General features: G+C 63.3%; 15 protein-coding genes and 1 tRNA gene. 1 reads left to right on the forward strand and 15 read right to left on the reverse strand.

Annotation, left to right across the window (positions count from 1 at the left end; genetic code table 11):
* The 14 genes from AC1D2E_RS29160 to tolB form a co-directional block, all read right to left on the reverse strand.
* On the reverse strand, nucleotides 1-1343 hold a 1343-nt coding region (locus AC1D2E_RS29160), incomplete at its 3' end, for a DEAD/DEAH box helicase (RefSeq protein WP_478200631.1).
* 270 nt (nucleotides 1344-1613) lie between these two features.
* Nucleotides 1614-2246, reverse strand: coding sequence for an NUDIX domain-containing protein (locus tag AC1D2E_RS29165; protein ID WP_478200632.1), 633 nt, complete (start codon nucleotides 2244-2246; stop codon nucleotides 1614-1616).
* Nucleotides 2243-2575, reverse strand: a complete 333-nt coding sequence (locus AC1D2E_RS29170) for a hypothetical protein (RefSeq protein WP_478200633.1) — start codon at nucleotides 2573-2575, stop codon at nucleotides 2243-2245. Before AC1D2E_RS29170 ends, AC1D2E_RS29165 begins: the two co-directional genes overlap by 4 nt.
* A 321-nt stretch (nucleotides 2576-2896) precedes the next feature.
* Nucleotides 2897-5452 carry a phage/plasmid primase, P4 family gene (locus tag AC1D2E_RS29175; RefSeq protein ID WP_478200634.1) on the reverse strand — a complete coding sequence of 852 codons (2556 nt, stop codon included), beginning with the start codon at nucleotides 5450-5452 and terminating at the stop codon, nucleotides 2897-2899.
* Between the two features lie 475 nt (nucleotides 5453-5927).
* Entirely contained in the window at nucleotides 5928-6155 is a 228-nt protein-coding gene (locus AC1D2E_RS29180) for a helix-turn-helix transcriptional regulator (protein WP_478200635.1), read from the reverse strand.
* Nucleotides 6156-6329: 174 nt separating this feature from the next.
* Complete coding sequence (locus tag AC1D2E_RS29185) at nucleotides 6330-6566, reverse strand: helix-turn-helix transcriptional regulator (protein WP_478200636.1); 237 nt, start codon at nucleotides 6564-6566, stop codon at nucleotides 6330-6332.
* Between the two features lie 643 nt (nucleotides 6567-7209).
* Entirely contained in the window at nucleotides 7210-8574 is a 1365-nt protein-coding gene (locus AC1D2E_RS29190; protein WP_478200637.1) for a restriction endonuclease subunit S, read from the reverse strand.
* Nucleotides 8571-10028 carry a class I SAM-dependent DNA methyltransferase gene (locus tag AC1D2E_RS29195; RefSeq protein ID WP_478200638.1) on the reverse strand — a complete coding sequence of 486 codons (1458 nt, stop codon included), beginning with the start codon at nucleotides 10026-10028 and terminating at the stop codon, nucleotides 8571-8573. The genes AC1D2E_RS29190 and AC1D2E_RS29195 overlap by 4 nt, the downstream gene beginning before the upstream one ends.
* Before the next feature lie 39 nt (nucleotides 10029-10067).
* The gene (gene hsdR, locus AC1D2E_RS29200; RefSeq protein WP_478200639.1) at nucleotides 10068-13532 is read right to left on the reverse strand and encodes a type I restriction-modification system endonuclease; all 3465 of its coding nucleotides are present in this window, start codon (nucleotides 13530-13532) and stop codon (nucleotides 10068-10070) included.
* Nucleotides 13533-13691: 159 nt separating this feature from the next.
* A tRNA-Lys gene (locus AC1D2E_RS29205) sits at nucleotides 13692-13767 on the reverse strand.
* A 53-nt stretch (nucleotides 13768-13820) separates the two neighbouring features.
* The gene (locus AC1D2E_RS29210) at nucleotides 13821-14621 is read right to left on the reverse strand and encodes a tRNA threonylcarbamoyladenosine dehydratase (protein ID WP_478200640.1); all 801 of its coding nucleotides are present in this window, start codon (nucleotides 14619-14621) and stop codon (nucleotides 13821-13823) included.
* Between the two features lie 15 nt (nucleotides 14622-14636).
* The gene (ybgF, locus tag AC1D2E_RS29215) at nucleotides 14637-15389 is read right to left on the reverse strand and encodes a tol-pal system protein YbgF (RefSeq protein WP_478174166.1); all 753 of its coding nucleotides are present in this window, start codon (nucleotides 15387-15389) and stop codon (nucleotides 14637-14639) included.
* Nucleotides 15389-15901, reverse strand: coding sequence for a peptidoglycan-associated lipoprotein Pal (pal, locus tag AC1D2E_RS29220; RefSeq protein WP_478200641.1), 513 nt, complete (start codon nucleotides 15899-15901; stop codon nucleotides 15389-15391). The genes ybgF and pal overlap by 1 nt, the downstream gene beginning before the upstream one ends.
* Nucleotides 15902-15920: 19 nt before the next feature.
* Nucleotides 15921-17147: a Tol-Pal system beta propeller repeat protein TolB gene (gene tolB / locus AC1D2E_RS29225; protein WP_478200642.1), complete on the reverse strand. Its 1227-nt coding sequence runs from the start codon at nucleotides 17145-17147 to the stop codon at nucleotides 15921-15923.
* Nucleotides 17148-17380: 233 nt separating this feature from the next.
* Here tolB and msbA point away from each other — a divergent pair, with 233 nt between their 5' ends.
* Nucleotides 17381-19165 carry a lipid A export permease/ATP-binding protein MsbA gene (msbA, locus tag AC1D2E_RS29230; RefSeq protein ID WP_478200643.1) on the forward strand — a complete coding sequence of 595 codons (1785 nt, stop codon included), beginning with the start codon at nucleotides 17381-17383 and terminating at the stop codon, nucleotides 19163-19165.
* 120 nt (nucleotides 19166-19285) lie between these two features.
* Here the strand turns inward: msbA and AC1D2E_RS29235 are convergent.
* Nucleotides 19286-20431, reverse strand: a 1146-nt coding sequence (locus AC1D2E_RS29235) for an Rne/Rng family ribonuclease (protein WP_478200644.1), incomplete at its 5' end; no start/stop codon positions are given.

Raw genomic sequence — 20431 nt, forward strand, 5'->3', positions numbered from 1 at the left:
GTCCATAGCGTGTCTTGATCAAAAAATTGAACCAATCCTCTCTCTCGATAGATTCCGAACCCTAACGCATGAGCCGTGGCGAGAGTTGGACGGGGATTTCGGTAGCATTTTTCCAGGATGATGTCTTGACGAGGAATCGCTGTATCTGAAGAATCAAAATTCACAAGCGGCTTTCCGTCGGAGTCTCGGCCAAAAAGCTCCTCCGGAGGCAAAACGGAATTCCCAGTGAGTGATTGCAACTCGTCGTAGGCGTACACCAGCCGCTTGGGACTTGAAAGGAAGCGATGACATAACCGCAAGAACTCCGGCGGAAAATCTTGGGCTTCGTCAACGAGAATCAGGTCGTAGTAAGGCTTGATGGGGCCTTCATATTTAAGTGCCTCCGAGACCGCGCCCTGAAAAGCATTGTCAGACCCGTACTTTGTCTTTGCCGTTCCAAAATCCAAAAATTTCAATGCCTGTTCGCGGCAATATTTGTGATAAACACCGTCCTGCTCTTTGTCTCCAGGGCCACCCCAAGCATTAATAATATCGATTCTTTCCCAGTCAGGCTCCGTGCTCGTCTGTTCAATCGTAAAACTATTAATTAGTCGCTTGAATTGATCTTTAAGCGATCGAGTATTAAAGGTGACAGCGATCTTCCAATCCGGGTTCTGGGAATGTAGGTATGCGACTTTTAAGGCAAGAACGATTGTCTTTCCTGAGCCCGCTAGCCCGCGAACTCGCTGTACTCCGTCGACTGTTTCAATGACTGCACGAGACTGATGTTGGTCTAGGTTTGCAATCGAGTCTTCAACCGATTTGAGTCGCGCCGCTCGCGACGTTGGATTTTTTGGCTCTCGCTTTGATTTGCCTGACCGAATTGAGGTTACGACTTGAATCGCTGCCAGGACGTGCGGAAAAACTTCAGCCGACAATCCCTCACAGGCTTCGATAGACGCCAATAAATTTTCTCGATTGGTAAAGATGTACGGGTCATCGGAAGGCGGTATATTTTTCTTAGCGGGAGCAAAAGTGAACGTGTTGATTTGGAATTTGAGATGGCGACCGTTTTTCAGGCTTGGATAAGGCTTAAGCTTTACATCCAGCATTGACGCGATTTCGTCTAGTCGATTCTCGAAAGCTCCGACTTCGACCCCTTCAACAAGATCAAATGCGATTAGGCCGAATTGCCTGCTGAGCAGAAGAGCGTCGAATTTCACTGGGCCTAGAGGCGATCCAATGATYGGATAGCCGATGTAAAGATAGCCATCGGCGTGGAAAGCGTCCGCAGACAAAACTTCAGCGAGAGCTTTCGCTGCTTCCGGTTTATCTTTGTTGGAGCCCCAAACAATGTTTAGCATTTAAGTTCTCATACTGTTAGATCGCGACGAATCACGTTTGGCACGCTGCTCCCGCCAAGACTCGCACAGGCGATTTTGCTTCAGTTCGAAGCGATGAACGGAGTGCGGGCTGGTGCCATTTCAGCTCTCAAGGTCMGCTAGCTGGTGGCCGCAGTCGTTGCGCGCAGACAGGCGGGAACGGGGTCGGAGCCAAGCGAGAGCATAGCGATCCGTGGGAGGTGCGTTTGGCGATCAAGACGAGCCGACCCCACAGCTATCGGGTGGCGCACGTCAACGCCGCCCCGCCTCGAAGGCGTCGAGCACAGCCTGATCGCCGAGATGGGTGAGCATGTTGCGCAGGACTGCAAGCGGCGCGAGGAGGGCCGCTTGCGACTCCCAACTCAGGTCGGCCGGCGAGCCGCCGATGCGCTCGGCCAAGAAGAAGCGGGTGTAGGTCTCCTTTCGCGAAACGTCGCACAGGAACGCGATCAGGCGCGCGCGCACGCCGGCTTCCTCGAAGACTTCGACCAGCGCCGTCGCGGCGAGGCTGCGCCCGTCGATTCGGCCCTTCGGCAGCGTGAACTCGTGGCCGCCGAAGCCACCAGTCGGGGCGACGCACCACGCGCGTCCATCGGGCTCGACGACCAGGGCGCCGGCCGCCGGCTTGAGGCCATCCGGGCAATCGAAGGGCGGCTCAACCATCGGCATCGTGGCCGCGATCGCCTCCCAGCCACCGGCGTCGTTCGGTGCATCGAGCCAGGGCRCCAGGGCGAGCCCGTTCAGCACCCCTGGCACCGCACCATCGGGCACCGCGCACGCGGCCGCCAGCGGATCGCCCCAAGCGGCCAGCGGCGACGGCGCGTGCGGCTTGTGGATTGGCACCGGCTTGCCGGCGTCGTCTGGGCGCGGATGCCAGAGGGTCATGGCCGCTGCAGCGCATAGAGCGCATGCCAGACGTCGTGCAGCACCGCCTCACGCGCCGGGCCCTGGGTTTCCCGCACCCGAGCCTTCATGTTGTCGTACTTGATGCCCTCGATCGCAAGCGCCATAGCCGATGCGACCGCTGCGCGCGGCGCCCGCGCCCGGAACCGGTAGTCGGTCACCTTCGAGGCCTTGATCGGCCCCATGGTCGGCAGGTACCGCCGGCCGAGCGCTTCAAGATCGCCGCGCACCCGAGCGCGAACCGTCAACATGCCTTCTTCGGCATCGCCGGGCTTCTGCACCACCGAGAAGAACCCGAACTCCGTCACCAACCACATACCGCCTCCTACCCGCCACCACAGCGGGTCGCGGACTGTACCGTCGTCTCGGGCGCCGGTCTCGCGCGCGGTTTTTTTTAGTGGTGGCCCGGGCCACCCTGCGCGTGTATGTGCGGCGGCCCGGCGGGCGCACGATCTGAACTTGGGAGGGTTGGGAAGGTCGAGCCATTTCAGACGTAGGGGAGCTTGCGCTTTCGGAGGACGGGCGAATATTTGTTTGAATGCATGCGTGTACGTCGCAAACTACAAAACCCTCCCAAAGCCGGCCCCCTACGCCCCAAATCAACGAACCCTCCCAACCCTCCCAACTTTCGATCAGCCGCGCCAGCCAAGCCGTCGGTTCTCGTGGTCCGTGAGCTGGACACCCAGATACTTGATGCTGCTTGATTTTCGTTTGGTGATGCCGGGCAAGGCGGTCAGGCGCGAGCCCCACGTTGTCTGGCTCGGCGGGATTTCGCCGCGATCCTTCTTCCAGTTGTTGAAACTACGGTACAGGTCGTTGGCTGCCGATTCGCCTTTCCGTTCRCAGCAGGCGTCAACCCACTGCTGCAGATCATCGTGATCGGCCATGTACTCGCTCGATGCATCGCGCACGCTAGCGGGCACGGCCAAGCCATCGACATGCCACTTCATGGCACCCTCGATGATCCAAGCGAGGATCGCAGACGCCTCGGCCTTTAGCTTCTCCAGCATTCGCGGGTCACGATCCTTGCCCTTGAAGCTGGCGTTGAACGGCACCAGCAGCATTCGCCTCGCGATCGCGGGGTCACCGCCGCGCAGGCGCGGCTTGAAGTTGCCGACGATTACGTGCTTCTGCGTCATCGTGAACTCGAAAAAGTCCCCTCGCATGAATCGAGCGCTCAACGTGTCGTCACCCGTGAGTTCCTTGATCAAGCTCTCGTTGAAAAAGCTGTTCTCGTCGAGTTCGGAACTCACGGCAAGTCGCTTGCCGCGCAATTGCGCGAGTTCGGTCGGGTGGCGCTCGCCCCTCGCCTGCATCAACGCGCTGGCCTGCAGCTTTACGCTGTAAGAGCCAGCAAGCCATTGCATGAACTCCGTCAGCACGCTCTTGCCGTTGGCGCCAAGGCCGTAGAGAAAATGGATCACCTGCTCGCGCCGGTCGCCGGTCACCCAGTACCCCATGCTGCGCTGCATGCATTCGATGAGGTCACGGTCGCCAAGAAACACTCCGCTCATGAACCCGTGGAACGATGGGCACGAACCCGTGTAATCGGGCGCAACTCTCGTTGCCTGCGTGATGAACTCGATTCCTCTTTCGCGAAGTTTTCCCGTGCGCAGATCGATCACCCCCCCAGGCGTATTGAGGAGCATTGGGTCAGCATCCCAGAGGGACGCGGGCACGACCAATGCGGGGTCCGCCTGTGCGAGAGCCAGCGTTGCGTTTACCGTTCGGGCGGAGGTGATTCGTTTTGCTTCTCCGTCGTCGTCGCATTGATCTGCCGCGGCGCGGCAAATCCGCCGAGCCAAGTCGTACCGTTGCAGGTTCACGTCGCGGGACCACGTCACTCCGTTGTCGATCATCCAGCCGAGCCCCGGGCTCCAGCGAAAATTGGCCGCTCGGGCTACATAGTCGAGTGCCAATGCGTCTTCGCTGAACTCCGGCGGGGCGATGACCTGAAAAGCGGCAATGGGCTGAGGCTCGGGGTTTGGCGTGTCCGCCACGGCCGCAGACGCCACTCCCATCACTTCGACCTGCCCAGCCGCCCCCGACCCCGCCTCGCCCGATTCCTGAGGCGCAGGCAGGGCCGCAGCGGGCGCCTGGGGCGCTTTGAACGGCTCGGGCGAAATCACGGCCGCGGCCAGCGCATTCGCGTCCTCTTCGAGGCTTGCTTCGAATTCGGCGAAGGGCACGCCGGAGCGGAGAAAGGCTTCAAAATTGAAGCCCGCGGGGGGCTCGTCGGCAAGGCCCCAGCCCTTAGGCACCCCTACCGGCGGCTGCACGTACCTTACGCTTGCCGCGATACCTTTCAGCAGGCGGCCGATCGCGAGCATGGCCTGCTTGCCGGCTTCGTCGGCGTCGGGACCGAGTCCTACGCGACGGCCTTTGAGCGGACCGAAGTCAGTCGAGGGGTACCCGTTGGTGCCGCCAGCCCAGCCCAGCGCAATGAGCTTGTCATCCAGCTTGCTGGACTTGATCAACTCACGAGCTGCCAGGGTGTCCTTTTCGCCCTCCACAAGAAACACGTTTGCGTCTGGGTTCGCCTTCAACAACTCTGCTCCGAACAGGGGCCGCAACCCAGGACGGGCTTTGCGTTGCCACTGCATGAAGCCGGTGGACTGGTCGATCCAAAGACTGAGATGTGCAAAGTCCTTCTTCTTGGGACCGTAATCGTAGCGATCCATGAAGAAATCCAAGTCACCTTCGACGTTGCGGTATTCGTAGCGTGACGAAAAAGGCTGATCGATCCATTCGCCATCGACCTCTTTGCGCCGTGTATTCGGTGGAGCGGGCGCATCCGGAGGCACCGGCACGACAGGAACCAGGTCACTGGTCGTCACCGCCGCTTTGTTCGAGGCGACACGCGGACGCTGCACGTTGACAGCGCTTCCGTTCGCACCACCAAGCTGCGTCACCGCATCCTTGAACACCAACGTGTCATCAAGCGCCATCAGCAAATCGATGGCTCCGCGCTTGCCCTTTCCCGCGCCGCACCCACGACAGAGAAAGACGCCCTTCGTCGGATTCACGTCAAAGGAAGGCGTGCTTTCCTCGTGGAATGGGCAAGAGCAGCGCCATTCATCTTCGCTGATCTTTTTGAGGTCGTACCCGCGCGATTCCATCAGTTGCACCAGATTTACGGCGCGCGCCGCGTCGATGACTGCCTGGGGGAGGCCGGCCTGCGCGCTCATGCCGCACCTCGCGCGCGGGCTTCGACGCCAGGGCAAGACGCTTTCCACCCCCAGCGCGGCGGCACCAGCGGGCGCGGCGGGGCGTTGCAGCCCGGCGGCGCGTTGCAGGGCCCGGTGCGCACCAGGGCGGCGGCGCCATCGATCCGAGCCGCCAGGAACGCGCCAGGGCTGCATGCAGCCGCGCAGACACGCGGCAAGGGGGTAGCGAGGCTCGGGCAGCCAGCGCGGCGCGTGGGGGCGCCGTGGGCCTGCGTCGGCGCAACGGGCGCGCGGCGGATGATCGCGAAGTGCGCCGAAGGCAGCACGAGGGGGGCAGTATTGGTTTGCATCTTGCAATCCGTCGAGAAAAATCGAGGGGTCGCTTGCAGCCGGCAATCCGGGACGCGAAAATGCGCTCTGGTAGGGGCGCTTGTCGCTTGGGGCTGCAAGCATCAAGGAAGGCCTGTCCGGTTCGCGCCGGGCAGGCTTTTTCCGTTTAGGGGGCGGCGCTCTCCTGTTCGGCCAGGAAGCGGAAGACGTCGCGAGCAACCCACCGGCTGCAGCGGGTGCCCTGGCGCACAGGCGGGGCGAGCTTGCCGTCGCGCACCAGGGCGTGCAGCTTGGTCGAACCGACGCCGAGCAGCACCTTGACCGCTTCGCGAGGCAGGCGGGTTTCCGGCACCAGCCGGGCCGCCGTCAACACGGTTTCGAGATCGTTTGCCATTTATGGCTCCTTCGTTGGAACAGTCGAAGCTTGTTGTCACGACCAGGCGGTGCGAACACATGCGACCGGGAACGCACGTACGCGACTAGGCGAGCCGCGTTGCATGCGACGCGCACGCACGAGCACACCAGCCCCAGGCCAGGGGCTCGCGGTCATGAGCAAGATGGCGAGGGCTTAGTGCGCGGCCGGCTGGTTCAGCAGCGCTTCGACGTCGGCAGAGACGACGCGCACGGCGCGCGCGCTCAGTTTCACGGTGCGCAGCTTGCCGGCCTGGATCAGGCGGTAGACGGTCGTGCGGCCGCAGGACAGGCGTGCGCCCACCGAGGCGACCGTTTCCATGATGGGCGCGGGTTTCTGAACGACGGGGGCAGCGGCGCGGGGCTTGCAGGCGCGATGGGCAGCGTTGGGCATTGGTGCACTTTCAGGTTGGCAGGTTGGTCTTGCCCCGCTGGCCCGCGCCTGGATAGAATGCAACAACAACATGCATCAAATTTGTTGAGGCACTCCACATCAGGAGCTTGCCGCGCGAGGCCCTCTTCAGGTGTTCCACCACCTGACCCGAGGGCCTCGTTGTTTGCGGAGCACCGCGAGCGTACCTCGCCGTCCAAGGTCGTTCCACACCCTCACGTCTCACCGCGCCGCAACGTACATCAAAGATGAGGCACGTTCAAAAAAAAGGACCACTGCCTCAAGGACTTAGCGGGGCCGAAATATTTTTTGTCGCGGCGAAGCAACGCAACTCGGCACTATGTCAAGGAAGCGCGGCCTTCTACCGGCGGCACGCGCGGGCTGCTGTTTGAGTCTCGCTCGCACGCGGCGCAACCCGTGCATGAGCGCCGCGCGCTGCGATCAATCGACGACGTCGACCTAGCGCCAGGCCTGCCCGGCGGTGCATGCATCCGGGGCCGATGTGAGCCGCGCAACCGGCGCGAGGCCAGACCCACGGCGCCGGCATCAACGCGCGCCTGGTGACGGCGCCAGAGGCTTTTCTGGCGCCCTCCCCCCGGTGGACGCATTCCTCGCTTGCCTTCGGACGCCGCGCCAAGGATCTCGATTACGCCACGCTGGCGGCGCGCCGAGGCCGCCCGCGCCGGGCTGGCGCTTCGGCAGGCTGCGCAGCGATGCGCTGCAGCAGTGCACCAGCCGCCTCGTCGGCCGGGTCCTGCGGCACAAGCTCGCCGCGAAAGGCCTTGGCCAGCAGCGCGGGGGTCAGCCGATCGACGGCCGTCTGGGCTTGGGACAGGCGAGCTTCGAGGCGGTCGGCGAACGCGAACAGCTTCTCGACGCGGCGCACTATTTCGGCTTGCTCCGCCATGGAAGGCAGCTTGACCTCAAAGCTCCGAAGTTGGCGCAGATTGATTCGCGGCCTTGTGGCGCCGTGCACTTTTGCCTTAAGCGCTTCATACGTCGTTTTACAAGCCAATCGAAATGCCAGAAAACGACGATCGCATACCGTTGAATCAACGCGCAGGCAAAAGCAGTCTGCTTTGTTGATTGCAGGCACCCCGAGATCGCCCGGAAATTCGCAAATGCGCACTTCTTCATCAACAAAGGATGAAAACAATAGGTCGCCCGACACTAGTGTGTGCCGTAGCAGCGTTTTGTACTTGTCAGCCGAAATGTACGTATCTTTGGTCCGATCGAAATTCAGATGGCCTATGTTTTCCAGGCGCACGACCCGAACTCCCTCGGACACATAGTCATCCGATTTCAAGTGCGACCCAAAGGGTCCATCCGAAACCGCAAGGCAAAGGCTGTCCAGCGGTTTTGTCTCCCATACAGGTGAGCCACCTACGCGCCAATCCTTTGTCAACTCACCTGACGTCGCGGCGGCCAAGACTGATTGGCGAAAACGTTTGAGCAGCGGGGCGACCCCCGCAAGGCGGACGCTACAGGCGTCCACACGGGCGAACACGATGTCGAGTTTGTCGGCGATGCGTTTCTGCTCTGCAAACGGGGCTAGCGGAATAATATCCCCCAAAACGAAGTCCTTCGGCACCCGCTTGTGGCCCACAGAGCCGGTCATATTGACGGCGCCTCGAATACGGAAACTGTCTGTGCTGAACCATGCGAGTAGATAACGCGCGTCCACCAACAGGTCTTTTGGACGACAAACGAAAAATTCGCTGCTGCCCGCGCCAATACCGTTTGGCAAATTTCGAGCGATGCCGGCTTTACCATTCTCAAAGCACGGCGTGATCTTTGCCAGCAGTACATCTCCATTAGCGAAGTGGGTGTAGGCTTTTTTTATTTCACCCCACGGTCGGAGCTCAAAGGCAAGTGGCGCGAGAAAGCGCTTGCCAAGCGCCTGCATTGGCGAGAAGCCCGCGTTCGTGTCAGTTGGCGCATCCGTTTTCGGATTGAGGCTAATAAGTTGATCGATGGATCTCAATGTCCAACCTGAAGGCAATGGCATCATTGCACCGCCTCCTCGCCCAACTCGGCCAGGATCGCCTCCAATTCTGCCAACGCGCCATTCATTTCCTCGATCGCCTCCCTCGCCAACGCCGCCGGCTCGGGTAGTTCCCCTGCGCCTTCCGCGCTATCGTCCTTGAGCCAACTGATGTCCAAGCTGTCCCCGCGTGCCAATACTTCGGCGCGGGTGAACCGGCGAAACCGGCCCGTGTCACCCTGGTCGACGCGCGCGCTGTGACCATTGGCGTCCTCGCCAAATGCCTGCTCGAAGGCCGCGAAATGCTCGCGCGTAAGAGGCGTCCGCTTGCCAAATTTGGGCGCGTTCGCGCGCATGTCGTAGACCCAGACCTCCTGCGTGCTGCCGGTCGCACCCTGCCCCAGCTTCTCGAAAAAGAGGACGTTGGTCTTCACGCCCTGCGCGTAGAAAATTCCTGTGGGCAGGCGCAGGATGGTGTGCAACCGACACTTGTCCATGAGGTCACGCCGCACATCCGCGCCCACGCCAGCCTCGAACAGAACGTTGTCGGGCAGCACCACAGCGGCGCGGCCACCGTCTTTGAGATGCCGCACGATGTGCTGCAGAAAAGCCAGTTGCTTGTTGTTGGTGGCGAAGGTGAGATCGTCGCGCGTAGGGCCGCCGCCGCCCTTGGCGGTGCCGAAAGGCGGATTACTCAGGATGACGTTGCTCTTCGGCAAAGCGCTGCCGGCGCTGCCGAGCGTGTTGCCCAAGTGCACCACCCCATGGGCGTCGCCCTCGATGCCATGCAGGAGGCAGTTCATGAGGGCGAGGCGGCGCGTGTCGCTGACCAGTTCCATGCCGAGGAAGGCCTTCTGACGCTGGAACTTGCGATCTCGGTCATTGAGGTCGAACAGATCGTCGGTACGGGCCTTGATGTACGCATCGGCCGCGATGAGGAAGCCGGCCGTACCAACTGCCGGGTCTTGCACGGTTTCACCTGCCTTGGGCTGCACCAGCGCCACGATGCTGTCAATGAGCGGGCGCGGCGTGAAGTACTGGCCCGCGCCGCTCTTGGTTTCGCCTGCATTCTTTTCGAGCAGGCCTTCATAGAGGTCGCCCAACCCGTCCTTCTCGGCGCTGTACCAGTCGATGCCGTCCAAGCTCTTGATGAGCTGCTCCAGGTGGCGAGCCTCCTTGATCCGGGTTTGCGCATCAGCGTAGATGGCTGCGATCAACGGGTCGGCATGCTGGCTGAGCTTCAGCAGGGTTTCGCGATAGTGATTGAGCAGGTTCAGCCCGCTCAATGTCGAGAGCTTGTTCCAGCGCGCGTACTCGGGGAGCCGGTGTTTTGCCAGGATGCCGCTTTGTTGGTTCTCGTGCTCCATTTTTATGAAGAGGAGCAGCACCAGTTCGGTGACGTAATCGCTGTAGTTGATGCCGTCGTCGCGAAGCACGTCGCAGAGGTTCCAGAGCTTCTGGACGATGTCGTTGGGGGTCATGGAAACAGGGGGAAGAAAAAAAAGAGTTCTAGGGCACGCTTACGCGGCCAAGGGCCAAATCCGCTCGGCCAAATCGAGCATCACATTGTCGAGCCTACCGCCAAGCAGCTTGTCGAGTTGCTTCGCGCCGCCATGGCCCACAAAGGCACTATTGACGAAACCATGATCCAGCACCACCTCGTGCGTGAGCTGCTTCGCCAGCCGTGCGAGCCAGCCCTTCTGCACCGGGGTCCAGGCGTGCGCGGCGTAGATGGTCTGCATGGCCTGCGTCACGCGCTGCTCAAAGGGCACCAGCGCCTCGCCCAACGCGGCCTGACGGATGTAGCCGAGGATGCTGGCCGCGATATCTTGATTGCTCTTGGTGCGCCAGGCGGACTTCAGGTTCGCTTCGCTGTAGCCGTGTTCATCGAGCAACAGGCGCACCTCCTTGAGTTGTTCGCGCGTAAGGTCGCGCGGACGTTGAACCACCACCGCCAGCGCGGCCGATTGGTTTATTTGCTCGCGGATGAAGCGGCCGAAGCCGTCAAGGTAATCCTCCGGCCGGGTATAGGCACCCCAGCTTTGATCACGCGCCTGCAGCACGTCGCTGTGCTGGGAGAGGATGGGCATGTAGGCCGTGCCCAGTAGTTCTTCGACTTCGGCAAGCTGTACGAGCAGGCGCGTGTTGCTTCGCAGGAAATCGGCAGCCGCCTTCGGGCCTTGCGCTTCCCCGAGCTTGTGCAGGTGCTGGTGCAATTGGTCGGGCGGCACGCCCCACTGTTGCTGAAGTTGCGCGAGCCGCTCCTTTAGGCGCGGGCGCTTTTCTGCGCTGTGCGTGGCTTTGCGCAACACCCGCATGAGCTTCTGATTGAGCTGGTCAAGTACCTCGTGCGCATGGGTACGCCCGGCCGCGCTGCCCGGCGCTTGAAGGCTGTCGGGGTTGTTCAGTTCATCGAGTAGTTGCTCGATCGTGACCCTTGGGTCTTTGACCAGCGGCCGCATTGTGTTGACGGCTTCGAGCGACGCATACAGATCGACCGGGTCGTAAATCTTGAAGACCGTCTTGCCGATCGCATCGCAGCGCCGCGTGGCCCGCCCGATCATCTGCTCGTAAAGGATGCGCGAGCGGACGCGKCGCAGGAAGACCAGATGACAGATCGCCGGCACGTCGATGCCCGTTGTCAGCAGGTCAACAGTGATCGCGATGCTTGGAAAGGTCTCGTTCTTGAAGCGGCTGATCAGTTGTTTGACCTTGTCGGATGCGCCGGTGATCTTCTTGACGGCAGCTTGGTTGTATCCCTCACCGTAAAGTTCGCCAAAGGCTTGGTGCAGCAGCCGCTCGACCATATCGGCGTGGGCATCCGTGGCGCAAAAAATCAGGGTCTTCTCTTCGCCCAGGGGATCGATCTCACGAGCAAGTTGCTCGCAGATGACGCGATTGAAATCTTCGTTGATGACACGCCGGTTGAAGCTATCGACCTGGAAATCCAAGTCATCGTCAAGTTCCGCGCTTTCGATTTCGCCGGTGCCGAGGTTGATGGCCTCGACCTTCTCGCCCTTCGCGAACTGAATGCCCTTTTTGCTAAGCAGCGTCTCATAGCGGATGGGCGGCTCATGGTCGATCAGGCAATCGTCCGCCACAGCTTCGCGGTAGCTGTAGGTGTAGACAGGACGCCCGAAAATTTCGGTGGTGTGCTTCGCCGGCGTGGCAGTGAGGCCGATGCGCACAGCGTCGAAATAGTCGAGCGCACGCCGATAGGCCGAGAGGTACTGTGCTTGATCGCGCAGAGCCTGCTCGCCCTCGGTCATTTCCTGATCCAGCGCGTAGCCCCGATGGGCCTCGTCCACGATGATGCAGTCGTAGGCATCGACCGCCGGTGGGGTATCGCTTCCGAAGATGCGCCGCACCATCGCCTGCACCGTGGCCACCTGCACGCGGGTTTCTGCTTCGGCCGACATGTCGCCAAGTTCGGCGACGTTGTAGATGCTGGACAAGGGCAGGCTCTGTTCTAAGGGAGCTTCGTCGAAGGCCGCGATGGCCTGATCGCCCAGCGCGGTGCGGTCAACGAGAAACAGGATGCGGCGGAAGCGCTCTGCCTTAAGCAGCCGGTACATGAGGCCGATGACGGTGCGCGTCTTACCCGTCCCGGTGGCCATCGCCAGCAGCGCCTGCGTGGCCCCGTCGGCCAGCGCCGCCTCCACGGCTTCGATGGCCTTGTCCTGATGGGGCCACAAATGCAAGTAGCCCAAGCCTTCTTCGCGCAGGCGGACCTCGGCGGCTTCCCTGTCGCGCTTGAGCAGGTCGAGCAACCCTTCCGGCGTGTGAAAGCCCTGGAGCGCGCGCGCCACGTGCGAGGGATGACGCGCGTCACGAAACCAAGTCCCGCTGAGTTCGGGGCTCTGCTTGACCAACGGGCGGCCGTTGCTGGCATAGACGAAGGGCACACGGAAGGTGCCGCCCTGCCCGTCGGGCCAAGGATCTGACCGGCCTTCGATGGTCCAGGCGGAATCATCGGGCTGCAGGGCGCGTGCGTAGCGTTCGGCCTGACCGATCTTGCCCGCCACGTTGATGATCTGCCGCTTGGCTTCCACAGCGGCCACCGGCGTCATACCCGCGAACAGCATGTAGTCGGCGCGGCCATCGGCCGTGGGCCACTCGGCGATCGCCTGATTGATGCCACGCACAGGGCGAACGCCCCTCGCGAACGTCATTTCCACGCTGTCCACGCGCCACCCCGCATCGCGCAACTGCTGATCGATGATCTGGCGCGCAGCGGCTTCGTCGAGGTGCACCTTCTTCGCCGCGATCTGCGAACGCCGCGCGAAGGTACTCACTTCATCGGCGCTGGCCTGCCGCTCCGAAGCTGCCATGTGCGCATCGAACTGCCGCTTGAGTTCCGCGTAGTTGCGGCTGGCCTCCTCGGCCAGTTCTTCGTACAACTCGCGTTCTTCTTGGGCCCGCTGGGCCATCTCGCGCTCCTGCTCGGCCTGTGCGGCCTGGAGCTGCGTCAGTTCGTCGCGAGCCCCCTTCGCCGCGTGCGCGGCGGCCAAATCAGCTTCGAGCTTGGCCACTTGTTCGTGCAAATCGGCGAGCTTGCGACTGGGATCGTCTGGCAGGACGAATTTGCCGGGGTTGAAGTCAACATCGCCGCCGAAGCTGCGGTGGAACCAAACAGCCAACTCGCGGGCCACCTTGAGGGCGTCAAGGCCTTCGCGATAGCCGATGCGGTGTGCAGGATCGTGCGCCGCTTGATTGCCTGTACGCCGCAGCAAATGGAACATCTGGGCAACTTGCGGGTCTAGCCCCATGCGCGCATCTACGGCTCGAAGGCGATCGGCTTGCGTGGATTGCTGCGCAATACCCAAGCGCGCTGCAATCTCCTCCGTCAACGCCTCGGCCAACAGGCGAAGCTTGAGCACCGCACTGGCGGGGTCGTGCGCGAATATCCGCTCCGCCGTCGCACCAAGATCGGCAAGTAGCGGATCGTGCTGCTTGAGAAAGCCGAAGTTGGAAGCGACGTTCATCACAGTTCCGATTGGTTAAGGCGGGCCGCTACGGAATGTAACAAGGAAGTCCTCCAGCACCAATCGCAACATCGGACGGATCGCGACACAGATCGCGACACGGTCGATAAGAAATGAAAAAGGGTTAGCAGGCACTTACCGGCTAACCCCCGTCATCATTGGTAGGACGTACAAGATTCGAACTTGTGACCAACGGATTAAAAGTCCGCTGCTCTACCAACTGAGCTAACGTCCCATACCAGATACCAGTCTTTCCCTTACCGGCATCGAATCCGGCAAAGCCTGAAATTATAGCGTGCCGTTTCGGGCAATCCGGTCGAGCAGCCATCCGGCGGCGCATTGGCCGAAGGTGGCGGTCACGCTGACCACCGAGCCGTAGCCATGGCAGTTCAGCGAGCCGTCGCCCTCGATCGCGCAGGAGGCATCCGGTGGCGCCACGCTCTCGCGGCTGAAGACACAGGAGACACCGATCTTTCGGCCCTCGCGCGGCGCCGCATGCGCCTTGCGCAGCCGCTGACGCAACTGCGCGAGCAAGGGATCGTGCGTGACCAATGCCAGGTCCTCGATCTCGACCTTGTGCGCCAGCCGCTTGCCACCGGCCGCGCCAACCGTGACGAAGCCCACGCCCGCCTCGCGCGCCCAGGCCGCCATCGCGAGCTTGGCCTTCACCTGGTCACAGGCATCGAGCACGGCGCTCACCGGCCCGTTCTTGGCTTCGGCGGTTCCAAGCAAAGCCTGCCAGTTGTCCGGTTCGACGAACTCATCGAGCGCCAACACCCGGCAAGCCGGATTGATGTGAGCGATGCGGTCACGCATCGCCTCCACCTTGGCCTGGCCCACGGTCGAGTCGAGCGCGTGGATCTGGCGGTTGATGTTGGACTCGGCAATGTGATCGAGGTCGATCAGCGTGAGACGACCGACCCCGCTGCGCGCCAGCGCCTCGACCGCCCACGAACCGACCCCGCCGATGCCTGCCACCAGCACGTGCGCGTCGCGGATGCGCGCTGCGCCCGCCACGCCGTACAAGCGCTCCAAGCCGCCGAAGCGGCGGGCCAGGTCGGCGTCGTCCGCGGCAACGACTGGGGTCATGGTGCTCAAGCGCGGCTACCGCAGTCGCGACAGCCGCTCGCGGCCGGCTTGCGCCGCCTCCGATTGCGGATAGGCCTTGGTCAGGTCCTCGAGCGTACGGCGGGCAGCCCGCGTGTCCTTGAGTTCGATCTGGCAATTCGCAATCGACAGCACGGCCTCGGGCGCCTTCGCATGGTCGGGCGCCAGGGACAGCATCGACCTGAAGTTGGCGATGGCCTCGTTGTAGTTGCGGGTCGCGTACTGCGCGTTGCCGAGCCAGAACAGCGCCGAGGCGTTGTACCCGCTTTGCGGGTAGCGCTTGACGAATTCGGCGAACGCCGTCTGCGCCTGCGCAAACTGGCCGGCGCGGAAGATGCCGAGCGCAGCGTCGAAATCGGCCTTCTCCTTCGGATCGGCATTGAACTCGCGCCCGTCGACCGCGACCTTGGACGGCTCGTTGCCCTTGGCGCGGGTGTCGACATCCGCCTGCCGCTGCTGGAGATCGGTGACGGTCTTCGTGAGCTGTTCGTTCTGGCCGGTCATGCGCGCCAGATCGCCGCGCATCTGCTCGATCTGGTTCTGCAGCTCGAGCAGGCTGCGCCGCAACTGCGCGCTCTCCTCGCTCTGTCGCTGCTCGGCCTGCTGGCGCATGGTCTCGACCCGCTGACGCAGATCCAGAATGGCGCGCCGCGCCTCGTCGTCCTCGAACAACGCGGCCTGCGCCCCCAGCGAAGCGCACAGCAAGGCGGCTGCGACGGCGGCGCCGCGCAATGATAGGCCGCGCATCATCAACGGTAGGTGATCTCGGCGCGGCGGTTTTGCGCCCAGGCTTCTTCACTGCTGCCCTGCGCCGCCGGCTTCTCCTTGCCGAAGCTCACGGCCTCGATCTGCACGTCGTTGACGCCGACCAGGACCAGCGCGCGGCGCACGGCCTCGGAGCGCTTCTGGCCGAGCGCCAGGTTGTACTCGCGGCCACCGCGCTCGTCGGTGTGCCCTTCGATCGACACGCGACGGTTCGGATTGGCCTTCAGGAAGCGTGCGTGACCGTCGATCACCGTCTGGAACTCGGGCTTGACCGTGTAGCTGTCGAAGTCGAAATAGATGATGCGTGCGACACCGACCGGGCCCTGCGCGTTCTGAGCGTTGGGATCGATGGTCACCGGCGCCACGCCGCTGGCGGCCCCGCCCGAGCCCTGGCCCGCGCCGCGGTCGACCACCGGCGTCTCGTTCAGCTTGGTGCCCGACGAGCAACCGGCGATCAACGCCACGATGGCCAACGAATAAATCGTACGTTTCAACATTTCGAACTCCTCAAGTTAATCATTGCTTTTGAAACGGACCCCAGTCCGGTTCCCGAATGTCCCCCGCCTGCCCCGCCAGCCGCGCCTTGATCTTCCCGTCCAGCGTGGTCGTCATCAGCGCCTCGCGGCCCTGGAGCTTGGTGGCATAGACGATCAATTTGCTGTTCGGCGCAAAGCTGGGATTCTCGTCGGCCGTGGTGTCGGTGATCGCCTGCACATTGCCGGTCGCCAGTTCCATCACGTGGAGTTTGAACCCGCCACCCACGCGAGAGATGTAGGCCAACCACCGGCCATCGCCGCTGACCGACGGAGAGATGTTGTAGGTTCCGCTGAAGGTGACCCGGGTCGGGTTGCCGCCACCGGCGCCCATCTTGTAGATCTGCGGCGCGCCGCCGCGGTCGCTGACGAAATAGATCGTGCCGCCGTCGGCCGAGTAGACCGGCTCGGTGTCGATGCTGTTGCTTTGCGTCAGCCGGCGGGGCTCGCCGCCACTGGAAGAGATGGTGTAGAGCTGCGAGCCGCCATCGCGGCTCAGCGTGACGGCGAGCGTGCCGCCGTCCGGCGCCCAGGCCGGCGCACTGTTGGAGCCGCGGAAGTTCGCCACCAGTCGGCGCTGGCCGCTGGCCACGTTGTGCACGTAGACCACGGGCTTGCGCGATTCGAAGGACACGTAGGCCAACTGGCTGCCGTTCGACGACCAGGAGGGCGAAATGATCGGCTCCGGACTGGCAAGCGCCGCTTGCGCGTTCTCGCCGTCGGCGTCGGCCACCCACAGTGTGTAGCGCGTGCCGCCCTTGGTGACGTAGGCGATGCGGGTCGAGAAGATGCCCTTCTCGCCGGTGAGCTTCTCGTAGATGTAGTCGGCGATGCGGTGCGAGGCCAATCGCAGGTCACCCTGCGGGACCGTGTAGCTCTGGCCGCCGAGGTCTTGCCCGCGCACGACATCCCAGAGGCGGAAGCGGACGTCGAAGCGGCCGTCGGCCAGCCGTGTCACGCTGCCGACCGCGAGCGAATCGGCGGTGCGCTGGCGCCAGAAGCTGAGGTCGGGACGCGAGCCTTCATCGAGTGCCTGGCCCGAGGCGTCGACGCCCCGGAACTGCCCACTGCGCTCGAGGTCGGCCAGCACGATCGCCGAGATCTTCTGCGGCGACGAGTCTTCGCCCCGGAACGGAGCGATCGCAATCGGCAGCTGCGTCACGCCAACACCCGACACCTCGACCCGAAACTGGGCCAGCGCGGGAATCATGGGGGAGGCGGCGAGGGCCGCAATCAAGGTGCGGCGGCCGAAGAACGATGAAGAAGGGGTTGGGGGAAAGTCTTGCAACGGCTTTTTCATGCAGTTCGGAGAGGTTTCCGAGGATTAAGTTTCTTGTCTCGGATAAAACACCTCACATAGTACATCTTGCGATGGCCCTGCCGTCACAAAACGTGTATGAACCGGCCCGGTCCTACAGGATGCGCGCCGTAGAATGCGCCGCCATGCAGCCCTCCCCCGCCGCCGATACGGTGCGCCCCCCCTTGACGCGACGACTCGCGCGCCTGATGACCTGGTTCGGTGGCTCGCGCCGCTGGTGGGCCGTGGGCATCGTGACCGCGGCGGTCGCCGCGCTCACCGAACCTCTCTTGGCGGCCATGCTGAAGCCACTGTTCGACCGCGGTTTCACGCGCGGACAGCTGGCGCTGTGGATCGTGCCGGTCGCGATCATCCTGCTGTTCCTGGTGCGCGGCGTGGCGCAGTTCATTTCGCAATACGCCTTGGCGCGCATCGCCAACGACGGCATGCAGGGACTGCGGCGCATGTTGTTCAAGCGCCTGCTCGAAGCGGAACTGGGACTGTTCTCGCGCCAGTCGGCCAGCACCTTGTCGAACACGGTGGTCTACGAGGTGCAGACCGGCGCGATGCTGCTGGTGCAGGCGCTGCTGAGCCTGTCGCGCGACGGCTTCGTGACCGTCGCGCTGCTCTTCTACCTCGTCTACCTGAACTGGAAGCTCACGCTGATCGTCGGCGTGATGGTGCCGGGCGTGGCCTGGATCATGAAGGTGCTGTCCAAGAGGCTCTACCACCTGACGCGCCTCGGCCAGCACGCCACCGACGAACTGGCGTACGTGGTCGAGGAGAACGTGCTCGCCCACAGGATGGTGCGCCTGCATCGTGCCGAAGCCAGCCAGAGCGAGCGCTTCGAGCGGCTGAGCCACAGCCTCAATCGCCTGGCCGTGAAGTCGACCATCGCCCAGGCCGCGATGACCCCGCTCACCCAGCTCTTTGCCGCCTTCGCGCTGTCGATCGTCGTGATGATCGCGCTCTGGCAGGCCGGCGAGAAGGGACTGACCGTCGGCGGCTTCATCTCGTACGTGACCGCGATGCTGATGCTGATCGCACCGATCCGGCGCCTCGCCGACATGGCCAATCCGATCACACGCGGCTTGGCGGCGCTCGAACGCGGCCTCGCACTGATCGACGAGGTCCCCTCGGAAATGCAGGGCCGGTTCGTGCTCGAACGCGCGGCCGGCCACATCGAATTGCGCCGGGTGCGCGTCAATTACCGCGGTGACGACGAGGCGCGTGCGCTCGATGGGGTCAGCCTCGCGATCGAGCCCGGCGAGGTGGTCGCCTTCGTCGGCCCTTCAGGCTCAGGAAAAACGACGCTGGTCAACCTGCTGCCGCGCTTCGTACTGCCCAGCGCCGGCGAAGTGCTGCTGGACGGCCACGAGGTCGGCGAATGGCAGCTCGCGAGCCTGCGCGCGCAGTTCGCCATGGTCAGCCAGGACGTGGTGATGCTCAACGACAGCCTGGCGGCGAACGTGGCGCTGGGTGCGGCGATCGACCGCGACCGGGTGCTCGAATGCGTCGCTGCCGCCAACCTCGCGGTGCATGTGGAGGCCCTGCCGCAGGGCATCGACACCGTGCTGGGCCACAACGCGACGCAGTTGTCGGGCGGCCAGCGCCAGCGACTGGCCATTGCGCGGGCGCTCTACAAGAACGCGCCGATCCTGCTGCTCGACGAGGCCACGTCAGCGCTCGACACCGAATCCGAACGCCAGGTGCAGGAGGCGCTGCAGCGTCTCATGCAGGGCCGCACGACGCTGATCGTCGCGCACCGGCTGTCGACCATCCAGCATGCCGACCGCATCGTGGTGATGGAACATGGCCGCATCGCCGAGCACGGCACGCACGAACAGCTGATGGCGCTCGACGGCCTCTACGCGCGGCTGCAGACCAACGCCATCCGCACGGCGCCACCCGGACAAGCCGCGACCCTCTGACTATGGCCGGCGCAGCCAGGCCCGTTGGTGAAACACCGCGGAACTGGCTTTGCCAGGCCGCTGGTGTTGCCCCCGGTCGGGGGTGGGCGGCTACACGCAGTGAGCCAACCTGGGGGCGAGTTATAACAACACGATGTCGTACTGGCCTTGGCCCATCGCGGGCTCGGCCTGCAGCGAGATCGGCTTGCCGATGAAGTCGCTCAGGCCCGCCAGGTGCTGGCTCTCCTCGTCGAGGAACAACTCGATCACCTGTGGCGACGAGACGATGCGGAACTCGCGCGGCGTGAACTGCCGCGCCTCGCGCAGGATCTCGCGCAACACGTCGTAGGCCACGCTGCGCGCGGTCTTCACGATGCCCTGCCCGTTGCAGGCCAGGCAGGGCTCGCACAGCATGTGGGCCAATGATTCGCGGGTGCGCTTGCGCGTCATCTCGACCAGGCCCAGTTGCGAGAAGCCACCGGCGGTGGTCTTCACGCGGTCGCGCGCGAGCTGCTTGCGGAACTCGGCCAACACCTGCTCACGGTGGTCGTCGCGCGCCATGTCGATGAAGTCGACGATGATGATCCCGCCCAGGTTGCGCAGCCGCAATTGCCGCGCAATGGCCTGCGCGGCCTCGAGGTTGGTCTTGAAGATGGTGTCGTCGAAGTTGCGCGCACCGACGAAGCCGCCGGTGTTGACGTCGACCGTGGTCAGCGCCTCGGTCTGGTCGACCACCAGGTAGCCGCCCGACTTCAGGTCGACCCTGCGCCCGAGCGCCTTGGCGATCTCCTCGTCGATCGAGTAGAGGTCGAAGATCGGCCGCTCGCCCTTGTACAGCTGCAGCTTGCCGGCCGCCTGCGGCATGAACTCGAGGCCGAACTTGAGCAGCGAATCGAACTGCTCGCGCGAGTCGATGCGGAGGGTCTGCGTGTCCTCGCTGGTCATGTCGCGCAGCACGCGCTGCAGCAGGCTCAGGTCCTGGTGCAGCAGCGACATCGGCGGCATGCGCGCCGACAGCTCGCGGATGCGGGTCCAGGTCTTGCGCAAGTAGGCGATGTCCTCGGCCAACTCGGCGTCGCTCGAATCCTCGCCGTTGGTGCGCAGGATGAAGCCGCCGGTGTTGGCCGGCACCACGCCGCCGCTGTCGGCCGCCGCGGCGGCCTCGATCAGCGCCTGCATGCGGCCGCGCAACGCGTCGCGCAGGTCGGGCGGAATCTTCTGCGAGACGCCGATGTGGTTGTCCTGCGGCAGGAAGACCAGCAGCCGGCCGGCGATGCTGATCTGGGT

The organism is Variovorax sp. P1_H2, assembly GCF_056405295.1.